Genomic DNA, 15,467 nt, shown 5'->3' with positions numbered 1-15,467 from the left:
GCCGCTTCGCGAGTCTCGCCGAGCATCAGCCTACATGATCCCGCAGGCGTGCCAATGCGCTGAGTCAACCTTTTCGGAGCCAACGCATCGCAACAATTGGCTACAATGTTTCATTTGAAAAACCAGTGGTTGTGGTGCACGATCCCGCGGTTCCATGTGATCCGATTGCCCGATTGATGATTGCCGCAACCCGCATCGACGAATCCTCGCTGCACTACCGCGGCTGGCGCGTCGTGCTGGCCTGCTTCCTGATGGCCTTCTTCATGTTCGGCTTCGGCCTGTATGGCCAGGGCGTCTATCTCGCCGAGCTGCAGCGCGCCCATGGCTGGCCGGGCACGCTGGTCTCCACGGCCAGCACGTTCTCCTTTCTCCTGACCTCCGTCCTTGTCATCTTCACCGACGATCTGCTCGCGCGCATCGGCTTGCGGTCGCTGATCCTGTGCGGCCTGGCGGCGCTCGGCGCCTCGACGGTGCTGCTGGCGCTGATGCAGACGCCCTGGCAGCTCTATCTCGCCTATGCGCTGATGTCGGTCGGCTGGACCGGCATGGGCACCGTGGTGATCGCGACCGTGCTGAACTCCTGGTTCGAACGCCGGCGCGGGCTGGCGCTCAGCCTCGCATTCAACGGCGCGACCTGCGGCGGCATCATCCTCGTTCCCCTGCTGCTGTCGCTGACCGGCAGCATCGGCTTTCGCTCCGCCATGCTGGCGGCCACGCTCGCGATGATGGTGCTGGTGCTGCCGGTGGTCGTGACCTTCATCGGCTGGCCTGCCGGGACCTCGCCGGCTTCGGGCGGACGCCCTTCCGGTGAGAGCACGGCCGCACCAAGCCATTCCCGCAAGACGCTGCTCGCCAACGCGGCGTTCTGGACCATGGTCTTGCCGATCGCGATCGCGCTGCTGGCGCAGATGGGATTCATCATCCACCAGGTGACGTTTCTCGAGCCGCTGATCGGCCGCTCGGCCGCAGGCGGCGCGGTCACCATCATGGCGGCGATGGCGGTGGTCGGCCGCCTGTCGCTCGGCCTGTTCGTCGACCGGCTCGATCCCCGGCTCGCCTGCGCGGCGTCGATGACGAGCCAGGCGGCGGCGCTGTTCGTTCTCGTGCAGAGCACGAGCCCGACGGTGCTGCTGGTGTGCTGCGCCGTCTACGGCTTCTCGATCGGCAACATGATCACGTTCCCGCCCTTGATCATCCAACGCGAGATCGGTGCCGCCGCCTTCGCCGCCGCAATGGGATTGGGCACCTCGATCAGCGGCGTCGTCAGCGCCTTCGGTCCGGGCATCGTCGGGCTCGTGCGGAGCTTGACGGGCAATTACACCGCGGCTTTCGCGATGTGCGTCGTGCTGGATCTCGTGGCGGCGGGCGTCGTGTTGTGGCGGCCTGGGAGAAGCGCGAAGGCCGTGGCCTCGTAGCCCGGATGGAGCGAAGCGTAATCCGGGATTCGTGCCATGAGCGAGGTCGGCCCCGGATTGCGCTGCGCTCCATCCGGGCTACAAGGCCTCCTTACCCCAGCAACACCGCATCCGCCGCTGCGACGGACTCCGCGCTCTCGGTCACGGTGCGCTCGAGCGCGCCGGCCTGCACACTGATGTTCTCGGCGAAGAAGCGTGCGAGCGAGACGTAGCGTGGCGCATCGGTGAGGCCGTCGGCCTTGGCGGCGAGTGCTTCGGAGGCGAGCAGGCAGCCGCCGAGCGTCGAGCCGAACTGCTGCAGATAGGGTGTCGCGCCGGCAAGCGCCTCGTTCGGCGCGGACGTCACGCGCTCCAGCAGCCATTTGCTGGTGCGGGTCAAGGCCTCCAGCGCTTCGCGCAGCTTGACGCCCGTGGTGCCAAAAGCCGGATCGTTCGACGCTTCGACTTTCTTGACCGTCGCTGCGAGCTCGTCGAGCAGCGCCCAGACGGCAGCGCCGCCATTGGCCGCGAGCTTGCGCGTGACGAGGTCGATCGCCTGGATGCCGTTGGTGCCCTCGTAGATCGCGGTGATGCGGGCATCGCGATAATGCTGGGCCGCACCGGTCTCCTCGATGAAGCCCATGCCGCCATGCACCTGCACGCCGAGATAGGCGACCTCGTTGCCGATGTCGGTGGAATAGCCCTTGGCCATCGGCGTCAGCAGCGCCGCGCGCGCGGCGGCATCCGCTCGCACCTTGGGATCCCTGGCACGCGTCGAGACGTCGATCGCGACCGCGGTCGCATAGCAGATGGTGCGCGCGGCGGCGGTCTGCGCCCGCATCCGCATCAGCATGCGCTTGACGTCGGGATGCACGAAGATCGCGTCCGAGCCTTCGCTCTTGCTGCCGACGGCGCGGCCCTGCTTGCGCTCCTGCGCATACGACAAAGCCTGCTGGTAGGCGCGATCGGCGACGCCGACGCCCTCGAGGCCGACGCCGAGACGGGCCTGGTTCATCATCGTGAACATGCAGCGCATGCCCTGGTTCTCTTCGCCGACGAGGAAGCCGATGGCGCCGCCATGATCGCCCATGGTCATGGTGCAGGTCGGGGAAGCGTGCATGCCGAGCTTGTGCTCGACGCCGCTCGCATAGATGTCGTTGCGCTGCCCGAGCGAGCCGTCTGCATTGACCATGAACTTGGGCACGAGGAACAGCGAGATCCCTTTGGTGCCGGCGGGCGCATCGGGCAGGCGCGCCAGCACGAAATGCACGATGTTGTCGGTCATGTCGTGCTCGCCATAGGTGATGAAGATCTTCGTCCCCTTGATGCGATAGGTGCCGTCGGCCTGCTTCTCGGCGCGGGTTCGCAGCGCGCCGACGTCGGAGCCGGCCTGCGGCTCGGTCAGCTGCATCGTGCCGGTCCATTCGCCGGAGACGAGCTTCTCGAGATAGATTGTCTTCAGCTCACTGCTGCCATGCGCGTCCAGCGCCTCCATCGCCGACGCCGTCAGCAGCGGGCAGAGGCCGAAGGCGAGGTTCGAGGCGCTCCAGATCTCGGTGCAGGCCGCATTGATCGCGATCGGCAGGCCCTGGCCGCCGAAATCTTCGGGGCCGGACACCGCGTTCCAGCCGCCCTCGGTCCAGCGCTTGTAGGCGTCCGGCCAGCCCGGCGCGGTCGTCACCTTGCCGTCGCTGAGCTTGATGCCGTGCTCGTCGCCAACCTTGTTGAGCGGGGCCAGCACGTCGGTTGCGAACTTGCCGGCCTCCTCCAGCACGGCCGCGGCGATGTCGGCGTCGAAATCGCCGTAATGACCGGCCTCCACGGCAGCCTTGAGGCCGGCGCCGTGATTGAGCGACAGCAGCATGTCAGAAATCGGCGCGCGGTAGGTCATGGCTCACTCCCGTGGACAGGTCTTGGCGCCCTATTCCCATGAAATGGGGGAGGTCTCAATGGGGCGGGAGGGGCCGGACGGTGGCGGTCAGAACGGGGCCGTCGCGGGCCCATAAAGAGAGTGTAGCGGCGCCGAACCCGGGGCTGTGGTATTTTGGCCCTTCAGGCGGTTGAAATGCTGCGCCGCTCCCTATAGACCGGCTGCGACCAAGGGAATCTGCGGTAGCCAGTTCTTCCGCCGGCCCCCAGGTCGCCTGTTGGGGCGTAGCCAAGCGGTAAGGCAGCGGATTTTGATTCCGCCATTCGGAGGTTCGATCCCTCCCGCCCCAGCCAGATTGCCCGCCCCGCCTGAAATACCTCACGAAACCGGCCTGGCTGGGGAGCTGCTGCACAGCTCTGCGACACACTGCTGCTGCACAGGGTGTGTTTCGCGATGGCTGTCCACATCTTCGCCGGGAAGCCGTCCGTGTATTACTGGCGGCGCCGACCGCCGCGTGTGCTTGCCAATGTCCTGGATCGCCCGCATCTTTTTCTGAGCCTCCGAACGACCAGCCACGTGGTGGCACGTCGGCTGGCTGCTCAGCTTGACCTCATCCTGGAAGATGCCGCGATGCTCGCCGATACCGAAGACCTGCACCTGTCAGGGTCCCAAATTGAGACAATGCTCCGGGGCGTCGTCGACAAGCATCTGACGAAGCTCGAGCGCGTCGCGCACGCTGCCAAGACTTCGCCCGGGTTCGACTTCGAACAAGCACGGTTGGGCGATAAGCGAGCGTTTTGGGCCTATGCCTTACTGGACGCGCAGGGCTCTACTGCCGCCGTGCGCGCAGAGGATCGCATTCGGATGAGCGCCGACGGGCTCTCGGACGCAGATATCGACGCCGTGCAAAATCATCTCGCCATGCTCCGGATCAACGAAATGGTCCCGACGAATGGGCACATCCTCCGGCGAATGGTCGATGCGGTCGGCGCGACCCCGACGGCGATGAACATCAATGTCGCGCAGGGGACGTACTTCCGGGGAATGAGGCTCGCGCTGGCTGAGATCGACCGACGCTACGGGAGCCGTCGCGTCGAGGATGAGGGTTTTGTGGATCGCATGCTGCTTGCGAGGAGCGATCCACCGCAGCAGGTCTTGCCGTCCGAGGCCGGCAGCCGTGCCGGTCCCAGCGATCCACCGAAGGCTGAGAGCGACCCTACGCCGTCGGTCGCAATGGCGGATTTCTCGAAATTCGCGGACGATGTCATCCTGCATAATGCCCGAGACGGTCGTTGGGACGACAAGACCCAGCGGCAGGCGAGAAGCATTTCGAACCTGTTCATCAAGTTCATGCTGCAGGACCAACACGTCCAGGACTTAAACGCCCTGTGCCAACAGCATGTCGGCAAGTTCGTCGATTTTCTTCGGTCGGGCATCTACAAGAATTACGGAAAGTCCGCCAAGGATGAAGGCCGGAGCATCGCCGAGCTGCGCGCTGTTGCTATGGCACATCATTCAAGCGAACGCGGGATCGCCGGCGATACGCTCAATCGTCACCTTACGTTCCTTGCTCAAATCTTCCGGCACGCAGTTGCGCGCGGGGTTGGCAGCCTCGCAGAGATCGACCTCGTTGCACTTCGCTCGAAGGGCAAGAAGAAGCGCGCGCGGGACGAGAGGGCCAAGTTGCCCTTCGAGCAGGCTGCGGCCATTTTTCGGACGCCTCCGTTCAACAATTGTGCAGCTTGGGATCGGTTGGACGAACCGGGACCGGAAGGCCTTAACCAGATCTTCCATTGCGCTCTCTATTTCGTGCCGATCCTCATCTACTATACCGGCTGCCGCCGGGAGGAATTGTGCGGGCTGATGGTGGACGACGTCGTCCTCGACAATGGCGATAGTCCCTATCTCCATATTGCCAAGAACCAACGGAGGCGGATCAAGAATCCTCAGTCGCAGCGGAACATCCCGTTGCATGTGGAGGTGCTTCGGCTCAATTTCGTTGCCTACGTCAAGGCCATCAAAGCGCTTGGTTACAAGCTGCTTTTCCCTGACCTTTATTCTCCCTCCAGCCGATCTCCGTTAGGCGATCGCTTCTACAAGCAGTTCAACCCCATTCTGGAAGGCGCAGGAGTAACGGAGGAAGGATTGGGCTCCCATGCGGTGCGCCATCTGTTCGGCGCGCAGCTCAAGAAGAAATTGGTAGCGGAGGAGGATCGGGCCGACCTGCTTGGGCACGGTGGCGACAGCGAGACCAGCGAGCGCTATTGCGAGCCGCATGAAATCGCGACCCTCCTTAAGTTCGTGGAGAAGCTGCCGGTCGTGACAGCGCATTTGCGGCCGCAGGAGGTGCAGCTGCTGCCGTGGGTGTTGAAGAAGGAGGTTGCGCCGTTTTCTCAGCCGTCGCGGTCGAAACGTAACGCTTCACCGCTGCCGCGATCGCCCAAGTCCTCTTAAGTCTTTGAAGTTTCGCCGATCCTTTTGTCACCGATCCATAGATCTATCCCTCCGATCTGCGGGCGGTCCAGGGCCGTAGAGGCGCTTGCCGAACGCCACGACGTTGTCCTTATGCGCTATCGACTTCCTATTCGCTCCTCGGTTGCAAGAGGGGCCTTCCTGCTACAATCTCGGCCAGCCCCCACTACGTGAGGAATTGGCGATTCGCATGCACATCACGAAAGCGAAGATCAGAAATTATAGATCACTTGCACATTGCGATATTGAATTCCGTGACGGCCTGAACATTCTCGTAGGCGACAACGAAGCTGGAAAATCAACGCTCCTCGAAGCCATCAGCCTGGCGTTGACTGGCTCCTTGACCGGACGGCCTCTTGCCCAGGAGCTACACCCGTTTCTTTTTTCCGTGCAGGCGACCCGCGACTACCTTGCGGCGCTGCATGGCGGAAAGCCCGCAACTCTTCCGGCAATCACGATCGAGCTGTTCTTTGGCGATATCCCGGAACTCGCCGAGTTCAGGGGTGATAACCATTCGGAGAAGCCAGGGGATCTCCCGGGCATTATCTATTCGATCGAATTCAACGACGCGTACAAGGACGCCTACGAGCAATATATAGCCAAGCGCGACGACGTTCGCTCGATCCCGGTCGAATACTATCAGGCCGTCTGTCGATCCTTCGCGCGAAAATCCGTATTGCCGCGTCAGATTCCGCTATCTCCCCTCATCGTGGATGCCAGCCGCATCACCACGATCACGGGTGCGAACCGCTATGTGACAGGTCTCATTCGGGAGGCATTGCCGGCGAAAGAGCAGGTTCAGTTGTCCGTCGCCTATCGGAAGCTCAGGGAGCTCTTTCTCGCCGACGACAGCATAAAGCAGATCAACGCAAAGTTCGTGGAGCGCCACGGGGAAATCTCCGAGAAGACCCTCTCGATGACACTCGATCCAACGGCGCGGGGCGGCTGGGAAAACGCCGTCATGCCGAGCCTCGATGATGTTCCCATTACCCTCGTAGGCAAGGGGGAACAAAACGCCGTCAAGATCAAGCTGGCGCTTGAGAATAGCTCCGAGGCAAATGTGTTCCTTATCGAAGAGCCCGAGAACCATCTTTCCTTTTCCCGCTTGCACGGTCTCATCAATGCGATAACGAAGAAGGCGGGCTCGCGCCAGCTCATCATCACGACGCATTCAAGCTTTGTCCTCAACAAGCTAGGCATCAACAACGTCATCCTGTTCAGGAACGGCGATTCCATGAGGCTCGATGCGCTGACTGCGGATACCTACGAATATTTCAAGAAGCTGCCCGGACACGACACGCTGCGGCTGCTGTTGAGCAGCAGAAGCATTCTTGTCGAAGGTCCGTCCGACGAGCTTGTTGTTCAAAAGGCGTTTATCGAAAAGCACGGCGTAAGCCCGCTCGAAAAGGGCGTAGACGTGATTTCGGTGAAAGGGCTGGCGTTCAAACGGTTTCTCGAAATCGCAAAGCTTCTCGGCATCAAGACCGACGTGGTCACGGACAACGACGGCGATGTTGAAGCGTTGAAAACCAAATACGCCGATTACCCTGCGGATGGTAAGATAAACGTCCGTTACGATGATGACGAAGCATTCCCAACGCTTGAGCCCCAGATGCTCAAGGCCAATAGCCTTGAGCTCCTGAACAGCGTGCTCGGCACCGACTACGCCGATTCAAGCGAGCTGACCGAATACATGACCAAGCCCGCTAACAAAACCGACGTCGCCCTCAAGATTTTCGACACGACGGAGGCGATAGCTTTCCCCGGCTATATCAATGCCGCCGTCGAATAAGATCGTCTTTGCGTCGGCAGGCGCGGGCAAAACAACGGAAATCGTGACGCAGGCGCTTTCGATGCGTCCGCGGAAGGTTGCGATTACCACGTTTACGCTCAAGAACGTGGAGGAGATTAGGCGCAAGCTGATTGAGCTAAGCGGATGCGTGCCGCCGGAGATCACGATCTATCCGTGGTACACCTTCGTCCTTCACGAGATGGTGCGCCCTTATCAAGGCTTCGTTCATCAGGAGCGGGTCGCGGGCGTTCACTTCGCCAAGGGCGCCACCCGTACCTATGTCCAGAAGGCAGACGTTGCCCGGTATTATTGCGACCGCGAGAACCAGGCCTACTCCGACCGCCTTGGCGATTTTGCCTTGCTGTGCAATGAGGCGAGCGATGGGAAAGTCATTCGCAGGTTGAACGATATGTTTGCCCACATCTTCGTTCATGAGGTGCAGGACCTTGCCGGATTTGACATCGATGTCCTGGAGCTGCTGCTCCGCTCTCCCATTGCCATGTCACTTGTCGGCGACATTCGTCAGTCGACATATCGCACCAGCTACGCGACAAAGAACAAGAAGTTTTGCGGACGCGGCTTCATTCTGAAGGCCGAAGCCTGGAAGAAAGCTGGGCTGTGTGAAGTCACTTACATGGCACAAAGTCGCCGTTGCATCCAACCGATCTGCGATGTGGCCGACCTCATTTTTCCTGATCTCCCCAAAGCTCAATCGAAGAACGAGAGCCAGACCGTACACGACGGCGTCTTCGTGGTGCGGACGATCCACGTCGAGGAATACCGGAGGCAGTATCAACCGAAGGTGCTTCGGCTCGACCGGCGATTTGGCGCCGGTCTCCCGGCCGAGAACTTTGGCGTGGTCAAAGGCCTCGGTTTCGAACGCGTTCTGATCATTCCTTACGGAGGGATCACCAAATGGCTCCGCACAGGTAAGCCGGAGCACGTTGCCGGGTCGGCAGACGAGGTCTATGTCGGCATTACCCGTGCTTATCAGAGCATCGCTTTTATCCACGATGGTGATGTGGCCGTGCCGGGAATTTCGATCTTTGAGCCATAGGCTCAAGGATATCGATGCGGCTCGTGTTAGAATGGCGCGATGACCGAATCCCCGCCCGAACAGGACCAGCCTCGCTCACCCGGTATCATGGCGCGAAACATCGCCGATCCCATAAAGCTGTCCGGCCTCCAATTGCACGGCGTATCCGCGGAAAACAGCCGCGGAGGGAATACCATCCAGGTCTACACAAGGCTGAGCCTCACTTCGGACGATCAGTTCTTTCATCGCGTGGCGGAGGGCCTGAGCAATCACATCGAATACGTCGCGCGGCAGTCCGGACGCGCCGTCAACCTCAAGCGCGCCGACGTCGTCCTCCTCGTCGTACATCTGGACGACACGGGCGACTTGTGGCTCGATACCGCAGCGGTCGCACTTCAAATCAGGGCCAAGCGAGACATGGTCGCTGGGGCGGTGGTGTTCGAGTACGACATTGCTGACGTTACCGGCATGAGTTTTCCTCTTGTCCCGATCGGCAAAGAAGATCGTGTCGTCTGCATTTTTCGCGAAGGCTGGCGCTTTGGCATGTTCTTCGATTTCAACCCTGATGCCGACTTTTCCGTAGAGGAAATGCAGCGCGACCTTGGCTCGCTGCATCGCAGGTTGAAGTACCGGGATCTCTACGATGCGATCGCCGACCAGGCCGTGTTTTCACGGCTCGTCGCCGCAGGCTAGTTTCCATTCGTAGAAATTCTCGGCCCCGAATTTGGAGGGCTCCTAAAGTTCAGCGAAGCCGGATTTGAGCTCGATGAAGAGGAAACGAAGATCCTGGCGAAGTTCGACTCTGAGCGGATCGAGCGGATGTTCGGCCGGTGGATGGCGAAAGCGCATTTTGCCGGCAAGGAACGGCTCTTGCGCTCGGCGCTAAAGTCCTTCGCGGAAGGCGACGCCGTACCCGTGCTCAAAATCGCCTTGACCGAGATCGAAGGAATTTTGGGTGACGCCTATCGCAAGGTTCATGGAAAAGGCGCGCGGATTAAGAAGCTGCTGGAATTCGCAGTCGCGTCGGCTGAGGCAAAGGCGGGGCATCCGGATACGCTCTTGTTCCCGGCCGCCTTCGCTCATTATTTGAGATCGCACACCTTCGCTGACTTCGATCCCGCAGCTCGGACAGGCAATGCCAGTTCGCGGCATGCGGTCGGCCACGGTGCGGCAGCGCCTGAAACTTATACGATGGTGCGAGCGCTTCAGGCCCTGCTTACCCTCGATCAATTGGCCTTTTATACGTGAAGCGCGCTGTCATGCTGTGATTTCGAGCCACCTAACACTGATGAACGTTGGTCGCAGATCTTATCAGTGCTCAGATTCAGCTGCATGAAGCTCAAATCTACTCCGCCGCCTCGCCCTTCGCCTCGATCATTAACACATCAAGGCTCTCTATCTCCTGCATTGCCCGACCAGCGATGCCCTGTAGATCGCCGTAGAGGCCGGCGGTGGAGTCGAGCACGCCGCGGAGCTGTTCTTCGCGCTTTGCCCAAAGCCGCATCATCGTCTTGCGTTCGCGGTCGAGGTCGGCCTGCATGTCGGTGAACTTCTCCACGATCGCATCGATGCGATGGCGGAAGCGGGGACCGGTCAGATAGCCGTACATCATCTCCATCTTGGTCTGCTGGCCTTCCTGAGCCTGACGGCTGCCGGCGAGGTCGATCAGCCCGTGCCGGAGTACGATCGCCAGCGGGACGGCGAACCGAGGCTCAGCGACCCAGACGTTGTCGACCAGTCCAAAGGTTTCGACGTCCTTTGGCAGGGCGCTCGAGACAATGAGGGCGACCTCCGCCTTGGCTGCGCGCTGGTCGCTCCTCAGTTTGGTCAGCCAGTCGTCGCTCCAACGCTTGGTCCGCTTCGATTCCCACAGGATTGTGCCGCAGGTCTGTCCACCAGGACCGAACACGCGATGGAGGACGTCGCCGCCGAAATCGCCCTTCGGCACCGGCTCGATGAGATCGCGCGGAAACTGATTGCGAAGCAGGGATTCCAATTCGAGCTCCAAGGCTTCTCCTTGCAGCTGCTGTGAGCCCTGTTCGGCCCGGCGGCGGAGTTCCTCGATCTGCCGGTTCATGCCGGCGATCTGGGCTTCCTTCTCCGCGACTCTCGCCTTGAAGCCGTCCTCGGCCTCCAGCTTGGCCTTCTCGCGCACGGCGGCAAGTGCCTGCTGGACCTTCGTCTCGATCGTGAGCTCGACTTCGCGCTTGGCATCGTCGAGCTCGCGCTCCTTGCGGAGCATGTCCGCCTGGATCTTCTGGGCCGCGGCCAACTTCTCGTTGTTAGCTGTGAGCATCTGCTGCAAATCCGCCAGCTGCCGGTCGCGCGCGCCGAGTTCATCGGCGATCGCCAGGCGTGCTCGCTTTGCTTCCGTTTCGACGATACTGGACCGCTCCGCCTTCAGCTTTGCGGCGACCTGTTCGTCGACGGCCTCGCGAGCTTTCGCGATTTCTTCGCTGGCCTGCCTGAGCAGCGCTTCGCGCCGGCCAAAGTCCGCTTCCTTGGCAGCAAGCTGCTGGTCGAACTTCCGGCGCGTCTCGGCAATCAGGGGCGCGGCGAGCGACTCTGTCAGCTTGATTTCGGTGCGGCAGCTCGGGCAGACGATCTGGGGATCAGTCACGGTATTGGTCCTCGGATGATTGCCCGCGATAGTACTGGGCGAGGGAGCGCCGTTTAAGCCCTGCGCGCGGGTTATCCCGCGCAATTGCGGCGGCCGCGGCCATAGCGGCCGGGTCTTTCCGTCGTCCTGTGCCGCCATGATCAGTTCCTCGATGCGCGGAGGTCGCGTTCGCGCAGGACAGCCTCGACAATGCGGCGCAGACGGCGCACCGAGCCGCCGGGCCAGTGCTTCGCCACGGCCTCACGCTCATCGCCATCGAGCGGCGTCACCCAGCTCTGGTCGAGGCCGCGCTCCTTGGCGAGATCAACGATCACGGCCGGCAGCAGCGCGTCGAGGTCATTTGCGGTCGGCTTGGGAAAGGTCACGATGCGGAAACGGTCCCTGATTGGACTTGGCAGTGGATCGAGACGGTTGGCGGTGGCGATGTACGACACCTGCGACAGATCAAGATTGGTCTGCAGCGCGGGGTCGGGGTAGCGGGCGCTCGTTTCCGGCTCCAGAAAGCGCAGAAGCGTGTCCCAGAGCCGACCATGGTCCGACCTGGTCGCCGCCTTCTCGATCTCATCGATCAGCACAAGTGGATTGGCGACGCGCCCTTGCGCGATGGCGAGGAAGGCGTGACACGGCTCGGCCGAGTACCAGCGGCGATCCGTACCTCCAAAGACGGCGCCATCCGAGCGGCTGCCGTCGGTGCGCCAAACGCTGATGCCCAACACCTCGCCAAGGCGCCGGGCAAACCGGCTCTTGCCGCCGCCGGGCTCGCCGACAATCAGGAGCGGGCGCAAACGGACCGTGGTGCGCCCAACAAGATCAGCAAGCACGAAATCGATGACGTCGATGGCGTACGGGAACTCGAACTGCAGAACGCTGCGCGCCTCGTGGAGCGGCGGCACCTCAACGAGCGGCAAAGCAGTGTTAATGACATTCTTCAGCGGGCCCAGGATTTCTTTGAGTTTGACGTTCTTCATCTCGGCCTCGGACAGACGCGCGACGACGAGATGATGGTCGGGTATGAGTTCAGAGTCCGGGACGGCTTCTTGCTTGACAGTTTCGGTCCGGTCCTCGGCTTCCCGCTTTTTCCGGCGGTCTTCCTCCTCCTTGAGTTGGAGCCGTAACGCGGCCTTGGCGGCGGTGGTGCGGTGCTCGGCCATGCGGTGCCCTACCACGGAAGCGTTCATCGCAGCAGAAAACTTTCTCGGCAGAAAATGCGTGCAGGCCGGCAGCGCGGCCCAGCCATAGGTGAACCGTTCGAGATCGCAGCGAACCTTCTGTTCGAGCCGCAGCGAATTCACCTGAAAGGCTTTGACCAGCGCCTTGGCGACCCTGCGATGCTGCTGGAAATGTTCGTCATCACGCGGCGTCGGCAAGCTGACGAGCCGGACGCTATCGGCAAGACTTCTGAGCTCAGGCTCATTCTGAGCGGCAGCGCGGCGATCAAGTTCAGTCGCCAGTGCCATTGCGGCCTCCAACGACCTGCTGGTGGCCCAAGCGACATTGTGGGGCAGTCCCGGGCAAAGCTCGTTGATTTCCGCGATAAGCCGCTCCTCAAGGTGATCGGCTCCGTCGACGGCGAGCAGGCCATAGCGCAGAAGCCGCGGCAGGCCTTTGAGCCGCTCGTCCCAATCGGCCGAATCGGCCGCCGCGCCGATCAAGGCCGCGTCCTCAGCTGCCGGCAGATCGAGATCGTCGCCGTCGTCGCTCTTGGCGCTCATGCGTCGGCCTCCGTGCGGTAGCTGGCCGAGCCCAGCACCACGCTCTCGTTGAGGTCGGAGTTCTGGAGGGCGCGGCTAGTGCCCTCGCAAGAACGGCTGGCGACGCTCGTACACCACGAGGTCGACAACTTGGTTATGAATGGATGGTCCAGTTCGATACTGCGAAGGAGATGCGCAACGACCAGGGTGGCTGTCGCGTCGCCAGCGAGGGCGCAGCGCAACAGCGCCGTCATGGCAATGTCGACCGTAAGCGTCACCTCGTGGATGGGCAGAAGCGAGAGCGCCAGGCCGATGGCCGCGGCAGCGTCACCGTAGAGGGCCGCAGCAAACTCCTCGCGACGGTCCATCACGTAGATAGTGTCGAGCGTGTCGATGATCAGTTGGTGCTCAGCATCGCGAAGGAGGTTAGAGGGTAGGGTCCGCCACCACGCGAGCGGCGTGAGATCCTGAGCGGCGAGAGGCCACCCGGAGTTGGCCGGCCTGGAGATATTGGCCCGATCAGCAGCATCGCCAGCGGGGACGCCGAGGTCCTGATGCCGGCGCTTGCGCGCCGGCATTTCCATTTTGTTCGACATGATTGGATCCCTCAGCCTGCGATCAAGATCGGCTCGGGATAGCGGGAATTGACCCACTTGCCGCTGCTGACATGCGCACCGGTCACGACCTTTGCCGCGATGGCCGCCGAGGGAAAGCAGACGGCCACGCGGAGGCGCGCCCGGTTTTCGATGCCGGGGATGACGGCCAGTGCGTCGGCCGCGGCGAGTTCGGCCCGGCGAGTATGCAGGATCGGGTTGACGCTCGGGTTCACGAGGCTGCGCACCTCCGACCCGGCCGTCACCACGAAACCGTCGCGGACCGGGTAGCCGCGGGCCCAGAGGTCGCCGTAGGCGAGCTCCAACTCACTGCCGAGCGGAGGCAAGCCCGTCACGTCGATCTGCATCGGCCCGGTGTCTTCCGGCTCGATCGCCATATCGGCCTCGGCCGCTTCAGGCTTGCGACGCTGGCTCGCGAAGTTACTGCGCAGCACGCGGCAACCGGCATCGAACAGGAGCCGCTCGCCGTGCTCGACGAAGTGGTCGAGTGAGGCCCGCTTGTGATTGGGGAGCTCCAGCACTTGCGGGTTCGTCCCCTTCATGACGTCGACCAGGTCGGCCTGCTCGGCAATCTGCGTGAGACGGAATTGCAAGTAGATGGCGGCCGTCTTGTCGAACCAGGCGCGCTGGTACCCCGAGATGACGTAGACTTCACGGGCGAACGCCTTCGACGGATCGCCGGAATGCTCGCCGAGCCTGCGGCCGGCATTGCCGGTTTCGCCGATATAGGCCGTCGCATGATCCGCAAGGATGTAGCAGGCCGGCACAGCAGCGAGAGTGAGCGAGATGTCTTTCACCATCGCGAACGGGAAGACCGAGACGGTGAGGCGACCGACGTCGTCGTGGACCTCCCGAAGGCCGGCGATACCGCCCATCGGGCGATGGATGTTGCTAGTGCAGGCAGGCTGCACGGAGGTGTGGTTGAAGAAAAAGGACATTGTATATCTCTCTGGGTTGAGAGATCACGAGGCCAACGTCGTTTGAACCGGACCGGACCTTTGAGCCGTCACGCCTTCACAGCGGATCACCGCAATGAAGCGTGTTTGGCATCATCGGCTCTTCGATCTGCGCCTTCCAGCTGCGTTGAGAGCAGATGCACTACATCTGCAAGCTCGGCCGGAGCGTGGGACGAAAACCGATCAGTCCATGTGGCGCATCTGCGTCACACGACGAAGGGCCTTGCGATCTGGTCTAGCCGTTGGACAGCTGGGTGATGGCGGTGGTCGTGTCGGTTGCCGTGGTCACCGGATTGGCGGTGGGCACACAGCCAATGGCGGTCAAATTAGACCGGACCTGAAACGCCAGAGAGGGGTGGGGCAGTGGCGCCGAATCGGCGATATAGTCAAATCTAGCCATGATCGATTCCTTACAATCGGTTGTGGTTAGGCTGCCGTTCGGTGTTCCAGACCGGGCGGCAGCCGCTTCGCTTCGTATGTTCTAAGAAGCTCCCCAAAATATGCTCATGCGAGCGGCGAGATACCAGCCTTACCGCGATGAAATGGTTAACGCAGTCTCGGTATCCGGCATTGCCGCCTGTAGGAGCTCTTGAACTGCCAGAGATGTGTCGCGCGAAAACGACCGAGTTCGCGGAAAGTCGGAAGGTAGCGTACGTTCGGCACCCGACGGACCCAGCGCAATCGAATCGTTGACTGACCCGCCGCTCCAGATCGATATGTTTCTGATTCACCGTGCTGCCTGGATTGCAGGCCAGCATGGATGGCCAAGCCTTACTCTCTGGATCTTCGCAAGAGTGTCGTAGCCGCGATCGAAGGAGGGATGTCCCACAATCAGGCACCCAAGGAGTCTTGGGATCGCGATCAGCACCGCAATCGGCTGGATGCAACGGGTCGAGGGGACCGGCAGTTACAAAACGTGGCTCGGGCTCTTGCCCACATCTTGATCTCGTGCTGCCTTGCGCGGTGTTTGCTGACATGGTGTGCTCCTCCCCGTAGACCGGTACGAGCTCGGGTCACGAGCC

The 15,467-nt window shown here is 61.8% G+C and carries 12 protein-coding genes and 1 tRNA gene; 7 read left to right on the top strand and 6 right to left on the bottom strand.

All coding sequences use genetic code 11. The features are described from left to right. Positions 1-176: 176 nt before the first annotated feature. Positions 177-1,415, top strand: a complete 1,239-nt coding sequence (locus GGD66_RS29990; protein ID WP_183259936.1) for an MFS transporter — start codon at positions 177-179, stop codon at positions 1,413-1,415. 91 nt (positions 1,416-1,506) lie between these two features. Here GGD66_RS29990 and GGD66_RS29985 read toward each other — a convergent pair whose 3' ends face one another. Continuing rightward, the gene (locus GGD66_RS29985; protein ID WP_183259934.1) at positions 1,507-3,285 is read right to left on the bottom strand and encodes an acyl-CoA dehydrogenase; all 1,779 of its coding nucleotides are present in this window, start codon (positions 3,283-3,285) and stop codon (positions 1,507-1,509) included. A 257-nt stretch (positions 3,286-3,542) separates the two neighbouring features. Between GGD66_RS29985 and GGD66_RS29980 the strand changes: the two genes are divergently transcribed. From GGD66_RS29980 to GGD66_RS29955, 6 genes are all read left to right on the top strand, one after another. Beyond that, a tRNA-Gln gene (locus GGD66_RS29980) sits at positions 3,543-3,617 on the top strand. 100 nt (positions 3,618-3,717) lie between these two features. After that, the gene (locus GGD66_RS29975; RefSeq protein WP_183259932.1) at positions 3,718-5,718 is read left to right on the top strand and encodes a tyrosine-type recombinase/integrase; all 2,001 of its coding nucleotides are present in this window, start codon (positions 3,718-3,720) and stop codon (positions 5,716-5,718) included. A gap of 208 nt (positions 5,719-5,926) precedes the next feature. Further along, positions 5,927-7,528 carry an ATP-dependent endonuclease gene (locus GGD66_RS29970; protein WP_183259930.1) on the top strand — a complete coding sequence of 534 codons (1,602 nt, stop codon included), beginning with the start codon at positions 5,927-5,929 and terminating at the stop codon, positions 7,526-7,528. Continuing rightward, entirely contained in the window at positions 7,512-8,585 is a 1,074-nt protein-coding gene (locus tag GGD66_RS29965; RefSeq protein ID WP_183259928.1) for a UvrD-helicase domain-containing protein, read from the top strand. The genes GGD66_RS29970 and GGD66_RS29965 overlap by 17 nt, the downstream gene beginning before the upstream one ends. Positions 8,586-8,624: 39 nt before the next feature. Next, on the top strand, positions 8,625-9,257 hold the full coding sequence (locus tag GGD66_RS29960; protein WP_183259926.1) for a hypothetical protein: 633 nt from the start codon (positions 8,625-8,627) through the stop codon (positions 9,255-9,257). Positions 9,258-9,383: 126 nt separating this feature from the next. Beyond that, positions 9,384-9,812, top strand: a complete 429-nt coding sequence (locus GGD66_RS29955) for a hypothetical protein (RefSeq protein ID WP_210321712.1) — start codon at positions 9,384-9,386, stop codon at positions 9,810-9,812. A 97-nt stretch (positions 9,813-9,909) separates the two neighbouring features. On the opposite strand, the gene GGD66_RS29950 is transcribed toward GGD66_RS29955, so the two are convergent. The 5 genes from GGD66_RS29950 to GGD66_RS29930 all read right to left on the bottom strand — a co-directional run bounded on the left by GGD66_RS29950 (position 9,910) and on the right by GGD66_RS29930 (position 14,845). Beyond that, the gene (locus tag GGD66_RS29950; protein ID WP_183260279.1) at positions 9,910-11,184 is read right to left on the bottom strand and encodes a DUF2130 domain-containing protein; all 1,275 of its coding nucleotides are present in this window, start codon (positions 11,182-11,184) and stop codon (positions 9,910-9,912) included. 140 nt (positions 11,185-11,324) lie between these two features. Further along, entirely contained in the window at positions 11,325-12,896 is a 1,572-nt protein-coding gene (locus tag GGD66_RS29945) for an AAA family ATPase (protein WP_183259924.1), read from the bottom strand. After that, positions 12,893-13,471, bottom strand: a complete 579-nt coding sequence (locus GGD66_RS29940) for a hypothetical protein (RefSeq protein ID WP_183259923.1) — start codon at positions 13,469-13,471, stop codon at positions 12,893-12,895. The genes GGD66_RS29945 and GGD66_RS29940 overlap by 4 nt, the downstream gene beginning before the upstream one ends. Before the next feature lie 11 nt (positions 13,472-13,482). Next, a complete protein-coding gene (locus GGD66_RS29935; RefSeq protein ID WP_183259921.1) occupies positions 13,483-14,364 on the bottom strand; it encodes a hypothetical protein in 882 nt (293 codons plus the stop codon). Positions 14,365-14,680: 316 nt separating this feature from the next. Then, positions 14,681-14,845, bottom strand: coding sequence for a hypothetical protein (locus GGD66_RS29930; RefSeq protein WP_183259919.1), 165 nt, complete (start codon positions 14,843-14,845; stop codon positions 14,681-14,683). Positions 14,846-15,467 lie beyond the last annotated feature (622 nt).

The sequence above is a fragment of the Bradyrhizobium sp. CIR48 genome, assembly GCF_014198315.1.
Classification (GTDB): Bacteria; Pseudomonadota; Alphaproteobacteria; order Rhizobiales; family Xanthobacteraceae; genus Bradyrhizobium.
Note: the sequence above shows the minus strand (reverse complement) of the source record. Positions and strands in the feature narration are given on the sequence as shown.

Excerpts from the sequence above, each read along its gene's own strand:
- GGD66_RS29990 (WP_183259936.1), top strand. The coding sequence starts at position 177 with ATGATTGCCGCAACCCGCATCGACGAATCCTCGCTGCACTACCGCGGC.
- GGD66_RS29985 (WP_183259934.1), bottom strand. The coding sequence starts at position 3,285 with ATGACCTACCGCGCGCCGATTTCTGACATGCTGCTGTCGCTCAATCAC.
- GGD66_RS29975 (WP_183259932.1), top strand. The coding sequence starts at position 3,718 with ATGGCTGTCCACATCTTCGCCGGGAAGCCGTCCGTGTATTACTGGCGG.
- GGD66_RS29970 (WP_183259930.1), top strand. The coding sequence starts at position 5,927 with ATGCACATCACGAAAGCGAAGATCAGAAATTATAGATCACTTGCACAT.
- GGD66_RS29965 (WP_183259928.1), top strand. The coding sequence starts at position 7,512 with ATGCCGCCGTCGAATAAGATCGTCTTTGCGTCGGCAGGCGCGGGCAAA.
- GGD66_RS29960 (WP_183259926.1), top strand. The coding sequence starts at position 8,625 with ATGACCGAATCCCCGCCCGAACAGGACCAGCCTCGCTCACCCGGTATC.
- GGD66_RS29955 (WP_210321712.1), top strand. The coding sequence starts at position 9,384 with ATGTTCGGCCGGTGGATGGCGAAAGCGCATTTTGCCGGCAAGGAACGG.
- GGD66_RS29945 (WP_183259924.1), bottom strand. The coding sequence starts at position 12,896 with ATGAGCGCCAAGAGCGACGACGGCGACGATCTCGATCTGCCGGCAGCT.
- GGD66_RS29940 (WP_183259923.1), bottom strand. The coding sequence starts at position 13,471 with ATGTCGAACAAAATGGAAATGCCGGCGCGCAAGCGCCGGCATCAGGAC.
- GGD66_RS29935 (WP_183259921.1), bottom strand. The coding sequence starts at position 14,364 with ATGGGCGGTATCGCCGGCCTTCGGGAGGTCCACGACGACGTCGGTCGC.
- GGD66_RS29930 (WP_183259919.1), bottom strand. The coding sequence starts at position 14,845 with ATGGCTAGATTTGACTATATCGCCGATTCGGCGCCACTGCCCCACCCC.